7 protein-coding genes are annotated in these 7,612 nt (G+C 29.4%); 4 read left to right on the plus strand and 3 right to left on the minus strand.

Annotation, left to right across the window (positions count from 1 at the left end):
* Window positions 1-246: 246 nt before the first annotated feature.
* Together ACJDU8_RS24800 and ACJDU8_RS24805 are read right to left on the minus strand one after the other, a co-directional pair.
* Window positions 247-855 carry a 4Fe-4S binding protein gene (locus ACJDU8_RS24800; RefSeq protein WP_406794865.1) on the minus strand — a complete coding sequence of 203 codons (609 nt, stop codon included), beginning with the start codon at window positions 853-855 and terminating at the stop codon, window positions 247-249.
* A 472-nt stretch (window positions 856-1,327) separates the two neighbouring features.
* Window positions 1,328-1,771: a hypothetical protein gene (locus tag ACJDU8_RS24805; protein WP_406794866.1), complete on the minus strand. Its 444-nt coding sequence runs from the start codon at window positions 1,769-1,771 to the stop codon at window positions 1,328-1,330.
* 195 nt (window positions 1,772-1,966) lie between these two features.
* Between ACJDU8_RS24805 and ACJDU8_RS24810 the strand changes: the two genes are divergently transcribed.
* Genes ACJDU8_RS24810 through ACJDU8_RS24820 form a run of 3 tightly spaced genes read left to right on the plus strand, consistent with a single transcriptional unit; the run spans window position 1,967 to window position 4,870 of the window.
* Window positions 1,967-2,659 (plus strand): response regulator transcription factor, encoded by a 693-nt coding sequence (locus tag ACJDU8_RS24810; protein ID WP_406794867.1) that lies wholly within the window; start codon window positions 1,967-1,969, stop codon window positions 2,657-2,659.
* Window positions 2,652-4,442, plus strand: coding sequence for an ATP-binding protein (locus tag ACJDU8_RS24815; RefSeq protein WP_406794868.1), 1,791 nt, complete (start codon window positions 2,652-2,654; stop codon window positions 4,440-4,442). Before ACJDU8_RS24810 ends, ACJDU8_RS24815 begins: the two co-directional genes overlap by 8 nt.
* Before the next feature lie 5 nt (window positions 4,443-4,447).
* The gene (locus tag ACJDU8_RS24820; RefSeq protein ID WP_406794869.1) at window positions 4,448-4,870 is read left to right on the plus strand and encodes an SHOCT domain-containing protein; all 423 of its coding nucleotides are present in this window, start codon (window positions 4,448-4,450) and stop codon (window positions 4,868-4,870) included.
* 351 nt (window positions 4,871-5,221) lie between these two features.
* Here the strand turns inward: ACJDU8_RS24820 and ACJDU8_RS24825 are convergent, their stop codons facing one another.
* Window positions 5,222-6,100 (minus strand): MBL fold metallo-hydrolase, encoded by an 879-nt coding sequence (locus ACJDU8_RS24825; protein ID WP_406794870.1) that lies wholly within the window; start codon window positions 6,098-6,100, stop codon window positions 5,222-5,224.
* A 467-nt stretch (window positions 6,101-6,567) separates the two neighbouring features.
* Between ACJDU8_RS24825 and ACJDU8_RS24830 the strand changes: the two genes are divergently transcribed.
* Entirely contained in the window at window positions 6,568-7,554 is a 987-nt protein-coding gene (locus ACJDU8_RS24830) for an IS110 family transposase (RefSeq protein ID WP_406794871.1), read from the plus strand.
* The last annotated feature ends 58 nt before the right edge of the window (window positions 7,555-7,612 follow it).

Here is a 7,612-nt window from a genome sequence, read left to right on the forward strand (position 1 = left end):
TATTCTGATGCCTTTGTCATATTAACAACTCCTCTATATATTATTATCTCTTAATAATCTTATATATCGTTATATTCTTATATTAAGATATAACGATATATATGTCAATAGTTTTTTTATTTTGCATTAAAATATTAAATCCCTCGTATTTATCATTTTTGCTAAAATACAACTTTTTCATTATACTTTAAATATTAATCTATAATGTTCAGTTATAATCCTATTATAAATTGATTTTATCACATCCTATTGCTTTTTAGGACATGTCATAACACACTTGCCACACTGTATACAATCAGGATGACTTAATAAATCATTTTTGTACTCATAAGGAACTATTCCCAATGAACACTTTTTCTCACATAATTTACAGGATACACAGTCGGATGATACTTGTAATACTTTTTTATTTTTTCTAAGCTTTGATATAAAAGATGATATAGTTCCCATAGGACAAAAATGACACCAAGTTCTATGGTTATAAACTAAAGATAAAAATATTCCTATTATAGTAGTTACAACAATTATCCTATAAAAAACCATACCAATACCATAAGGATTCCCCCAATTTCTCTTAACTCCCAGTATAAACATTGATAGCATAAATATTACTAGTAGGATTCTAAAATAATTAGATTTTAAAAGTTTAGGCACTTTTCTTTTGCCACTAAACCTAGAAACCACATTATCATAAAAGTTTCCTCGTGGACACAGATTTCCACACCAAAATCTCCCCCTAAATATAGATACAATTATAGGAGCTACCATACAAACAATTGCTACTATTGCAAATCTCAAATCAATGAAACCTATTAATATAAAAGCTATTAGTAATATAAAAGAATATTTTTCCATGATTTAAAAACATATACAATAAACTCCCCTCAAATTAATTACTTAATATGATTATATCATGATATCGTAATATTACAATATATAAATATACGTTGTAGCACATGCTTATTATTTATATTTACTTGCAGTAAAATTATTTACAATTGTACCTTTAAAGACCAAGAAAAAAATTAAACAAATAACCAGCAAATACTATTTCTAATGCTAGTACTGCAAATTGATTACTACCTCCTGTATATTTTGTTAATGCCCTACCGGAATCCATCCATGTATGAAATCACCTACAGTAATACCAATTGAAGCCCTAAAGCAACTTCATTTACCATTGGTGCGGCCACTAAAAAAGAAACCGCAACTCCAAACTCCTGCTTCAACAAAAACAATAAATAGTGGAACTGCAGAGCATGAACAAATATAGGAAAGTCCGTAAGAACATCTTTTCTACGGGCTTCTAATTTAAATATCTAATGTTTTATTTCAAAGCAGAACAATTTGCCCTATCAATGCCGTGCATATGACCAATATTAGCATTGCAGTTATTTATATTATTCTTTATGTTTTCTTTTAAAGAATCCCCCTGCCCTTTTGTAATTGTTCCATTAGATACTGCTTCATCAATAGCTTTTGATTTTTCTTCAATTAATGCTTTTTTAAATTCATCAATAGTCATGCCTTTATCTTTTGCTAAATCATACATTGTCTTTCCTGAACTTAAGCCATCATTTATTTCTTTATCTGTCATTCCAAGTTTATTCTTTAACACAGAAGAAACATAATCATAACCTCTCTTGGAAGTTATTCTTCCAAGCCCTAATCCCTGACCCGTATAATTAGTTGTTGTTTCTGCATAAACTGTTGCACTTGCTCCAGCTACCAAAGTCACTGCTAGTGCTACCAATAATTTTTTTATTTTCATTCTTATTCCTCCTCAAATTTAATTTATATATATTTGTCTATAATACGATAATAAAGGAACTTAAATATAAAAAAGTGTCCTAATTGTGAAATGACTTTAAATAAGTTTACATTTAAAAAGTACATAATTATTTCACAATTTAAATATATGGCAATGCTATAATCTAAACAACGTAAGAAATGTGGGGTGATAGGGATGACTAAAAATATTTTGATTGCTGATGATAACATTGAAATCATTAAAATTTTAAGGCCTTATATGAGAAAAGAAGGTTTTACTGTAATTTCTGCTCTCAATGGTAAGGAAGCACTTGATAAATTTGAAGAATACAGTCCTCAAATTATTTTATTAGATATTATGATGCCAATACTCGATGGAATGGAGATATGCAAGTTAATACGACTTAAATCTAATACTCCAATAATCATGATAACAGCAAAGAGTGAAGATTCAGATAAAATTTTGGGACTGAACTCCGGGGCTGACGATTATATTGTAAAACCTTTTAGTCCTGGCGAAGTGGTGGCAAGAATAAAAGCTGTACTTAGACGAATTAAGGCACATGAAAATAATGAGCCTTCAATAATAAAATACCCACATCTTGAATTAGATATTGATAACTATTCAGTTAAATTGGATGGTGTAAGTGTAAACCTCACAAAAAAAGAAATTGAGGTTCTATGGGTACTTTCAATTTATCCTAACAAGATAGTTTCAAGAGACACTTTACTTGACGAGATATGGGGAATAGATTATTTTGGAGATCCGAGAACAGTAGATACTCATATAAAGAGGATAAGGGCAAAACTTCAACTGAGTGAGCAGTATAACTGGGATATTAAAACTATTTGGGGCATGGGATATAAATTTGAGGTGAAAGATGTTTAAAAAAAATATTACTTTTAAACTTACCATAGGTTTTTTAGCAGTTATTATTATTTCAACACTTCTAATAGGTATTATTGCATTGAGTATATTTAAAAATAAGATATATGAAGTTAAAAGAAATAATATGAAAAAACATTCCATAGAAATTTCAAAAATCCTTAAACCTTATATGCCTAAGGACATTAAAAGAAAAGAATTTACCGACATTATAAGCTTAATAGATTCAATTGATAATGCGGAAATTTGGATAATTGATTTAAATGGAAATATTATAACTACATCAAACAGTAATAATTCTAACCTTATTTATATCAATAATGCTGACATAAATAAGTTATATGGTTCAATTATAAAAAAAGTACTGACTGGTTCTGATGAATATGGTGAAATGTACAATCCTTATTATGGTGAATATATGATGACTACGGCAATTTCGATAAAGAATGACAATAATAATATAATAGGTGCAGTAATTCTTCATTCACCTTTATCCGATCTTTCAAACTCTATGAATAAGTTTTTTATCTATTTAATTTTTGCTCTTTTAGGTGAAATATTTCTTTCTGGATTCATAGGATATTATTTTTCTAAAAATATTACTAAGCCAATAAAAATAATAAATTCGTCTGCACTTAAACTTGCAAGAGGCCATTATGGAATAAAAACAAATATATATCAGAAAGATGAAATTGGTGAACTATCAAATTCCTTTGATTTATTATCCTTAAAACTTAAATATACAATAGGTAAACTTTTTGAAGAAAAGACCAAGTTAAGTAATGTATTAACAAGTATGAATGAAGGCATTTTAGCAATGGACAAAAACTTTAATATTATAAACATCAATCAATCTGCTTTAAATCTACTATCACCCAAAGATACTAAATCAAGAACAAGCATTAGCTCAACATTGTCAAAATTAAATATACTCGAAGATTTTAATTTTAGCATAATTAACAACGCAAAAAAAAATTTGGCAAGAGAGTATCTAAATAAAATATTAAATTTTTCCATATCTCCTATAAAAAATAATTCAAATAAAGTCATAGGTGGTGTAATTCTTATTCAGGATATAAGTGAAAAAGAAAAACTCGAGCAAATGCGTAAGGATTTTATTTCAAATGTTTCTCATGAGTTCAGAACTCCATTGACAGTTATAAAAGGTAATTTAGAATCAATTATAGATGGTATGACAAAGCCAAAATATATAAGGAATACTTGCATTACACTTTTAAAAGAAACCAATCGCCTTGAAAGAATGGTTAAAGACCTGCTCAATTTAAGTAAATTAGAATCTGGTAAATTGGATATTAATTTCAGTGAGCTAGATGTCAATATGATAATAAATGATACTTTGAGAAATCTTAGTCTGTTAATAAATGCCAAAAGCATAAATTTACAACTATCTTTAGAGGATAACTTACCGCCTTTATTTAGTGATTACGATAAACTAAAGCAGCTGCTTATAATATTTTTAGACAATGGAATTAAGTTCTCACAAAATAAAGGCTGCTTAAATATACAAACATATGCTTATGGCAATAATATTTTTATAGTTATTGAAGACAATGGAATTGGCATACCTGAAGAGCAAATTCAATACTTAGGGGAAAAGTTCTTCAAGGCCGATAAATCAAGAACTTCAAATACTGAAGGTACTGGACTTGGTCTTTCAATAGCAAAAAAATTAGTGAAAGTTTTAAATGGCTCTTTTTCTGTAGAAAGTAACCTTAAAAAAGGAACAAAAATAACTATTTTATTTCCAATAAGAACAGAGAGGTAAAAATTATGATGAGACATGGATACCATATGGGATTAGGTTTTTACGGTTCTTACATTTTAATATTTTTCTTATTAATTATTTTAGTTTTAATGTTTTTAGCATTAAAAAGTAAGCCTCCTTTAAGCCCTTTTACAATAAAATTACTTGATATCCTTAAAACTAAATATGCTTGTGGTATGATTACTGCTGACGAATTTATAGAAAGAAAATCTATTATAGAAGATATTAAATATTTAAATTCCTATACTCCTATACTTCTTGAAAGATATGCTGAATGTTTAATAACTACAAAAGAATTCTTAAATGTTAAAAATGAGATTGAAAGTAATAATTACGATACTTCTATATGTGAAGAACTTGCAAAAGGACATATTTCATATGATAAATTTAAATTAAAAATCTTTTTGGAAAAAACAAATGAAAAATAATAACATTTTAAGAACGACACGCTATGTTTTGCTTTTAGTTCTAATTACAATATATATAATTCCATTCCAAAAGGCTCTGTCTAAAGTATCGGACGGCTATAGAATAATCTCAATAATATTAATCAAGTAACTATAAACAAATGTCAATTTTATATTTGTACGAAATCCAGGTAACTCAACTACCACCTGCTTAAAACAAGTAGTAATTGGGTTTTAGTAAAACAAAAATCAGAAATATCAGCATCCATATTGCCACTAATAAAATAGATTTTAATTTTAGCATTCCTAGTTTTTTATACGAAAATTTATACTAGGAAATACAATTTCCATTATACGTATTGGCTTTATAGGTTAACAAACTATAGAAGAACCAGTGGAATCCACAAAAAAATTTTCACAAGAGACTTTTAACTGAGAAGTCGCAATATGTCCAGTACAGTGGGATACCCCCATTATTTTTATGTTCATTTTTTTCAATTCAGCTATAGTTTTTTTAATTCTATCCATAGAAGCTTCCATTAGATGGGTTCCTCCGATTACTCCAAATATATTTTTGCCTGATTTAATTTCAATAGATTTTATTATATTTAGTACTCCTGGATGAGAGCATCTTAGAAGTATCAAAAGTCCTTTTGGAGTATCTATTCCAATAGATATTTCATCTTTAAAAGTGTCAGTTTCAAAACTCTCTCCTGCTTTTATTTTCATACTAGGATTTAGCTTTTCAAAGTTATAGTAGGATTTAAAATTTGTAAATATATATACACCTTCTACTATCTCTGTCTGATCCAAGGCCATATAGTCTACCTTAAATGAGTTTTGCTCTAAAAATTTTTCATCAAAATTTACTCCTATATAATTAAAGCCTTCCATATTTTTAATGCTTTGGGAATTCTTGAATACTTCAGGGTTGTTTTTGTTAACATGATAATATTTTTTCCCGTTTGAGAAAAAATATTGGCTTAATAATAATTTAGGTCTTATGGTAAAATCTTCAGCAAAGCTTTTTAATCCATTACCATGATCATAGTGTGCATGGCTTATTACAATATAATCTGTTTTATTTAAATCTATATCCAAGTTTTTGGCGTTTTTTATAAAATTCCCACTTTGCCCTGTATCAAATAATATATTGAATTTTGAGGATTTTATAAAAAAAGAAAGACCGTGTTCACATATTAAGTTTTTATTATCCCCCAGGAAATTTTCTATTAAGGTAACTATTTCCACAATATCACTCCTCGTAAATATCACTCCTCGTATAATAAGTTTATAGTCAGTTAAATAACTGCTATAGACTTATTTATTTTTTATATTTTGTATAGATTAAGAAAGCATCTAAATTTTTCTAGTGGGGATTCTCCCAATTCAATATTGCTGATTCTTATACTTTCTGCTCTATACTGTTTTAATCTATTATTTATTAAAGGAATTCCTAATGCTAGAATAATCATAATGGAACTTTAGCGAAGGTTACTGCTGATCACTCCTGCAAAACACATTATGTTATTGCCCGTAAAGCTTGCAGCCTGACCAAAGTATCATATTCTGCTTACACAAATGTTGCATCTCCTTTCGTAGCCACCAGCAAGGTCTTGCGTCCGGATGAATGCTAATTACGCGAGGTTGCAGTCAGTACTTTGGATTAGGATAATTCCTTTCTAATTTCCTCATTACTTTTGAAAGGTGGTGATTTCATGAAGAAATTAGATTACTTATCAACTCTATTTGTTGGTATTGACATTGGTGCCAGACAAAATGTTGTCTCTGCTATTAATTTTGAACAAGAATTCTTGATTAAAATGAAATCTGTTCCTAATACACAATTTGGTGCAGAGCAACTAGAAACTATGCTTGTTAAGGTATTAGAAAACTGCACTTTTAAAACTGTAATAATCGGCCTAGAATCTACGTCCTTTTACGGAGTACATATAGCTAATTTTTTATCTTCAAGTGAAAGTCTTATGCCCTACAAGCCTTATGTTTACTGCTTAAACCCTAAAGAAGTTGCTAACTACAAAGCTTCCTTCAATTCTCTTGATAAAAATGATAGCATCGACTCTTTTGTTATTGCTGATTTTGCAAGAGTTGGCAGAATTCATATTGAACCCTGGCGGGGTTCTCAATACCTTGCTCTGCAAAGACTTACAAGGCACAGACTTCATATTGTAGAATGCCTGACTAGAGAAAAGACTTACATGTTATCCAACGTATTTCTCAAGTTCAGTGAATTTGCTTTGCTACAGGGTGATGAACATCCTTTTTCCAATAAATATGGTGCTACTGCCTCTTCCATATTGACTGAGTTTCTATCTTCTGAAGATATTGCAAATATTCCACTTGAAAATCTCGTTGACTTTGTCAATAAAAAAAGTCGTAAGAGAATTTCTAATCCTCAGATGACAGCTGAAATTCTTAAGCAGGCTGCACGTAATTCATATCGCCTTGATAAATGTCTATATGAGCCTTTAACAATCTCAATTGCCTGCTCTTTTAACTGTATTCAGGCTTTTGAGAAGGAGCTTAAAGCTATTAACAGTGCTATTGAAAAAGCTGTTATGGGAATGAACCCTGTGGAATACCAAATTTTAATGTCAATCCCTGGCTTCGGTCCTGTTTACTCTAGTGGTATTCTTTCAGAATTAGGTAGTGTTCATGCATTCCCTAATCATCACCACCCGTAAAACGGGTGGTTTGCTCAGCCCTATAAGGGCATGTTACTGGCTGTGCTACTCGCACACT

Source organism: Candidatus Clostridium eludens, assembly GCF_045310515.1.
In the GTDB taxonomy this organism is placed as follows: Bacteria; Bacillota; Clostridia; order Clostridiales; family Clostridiaceae; genus Clostridium_B; species Clostridium_B eludens.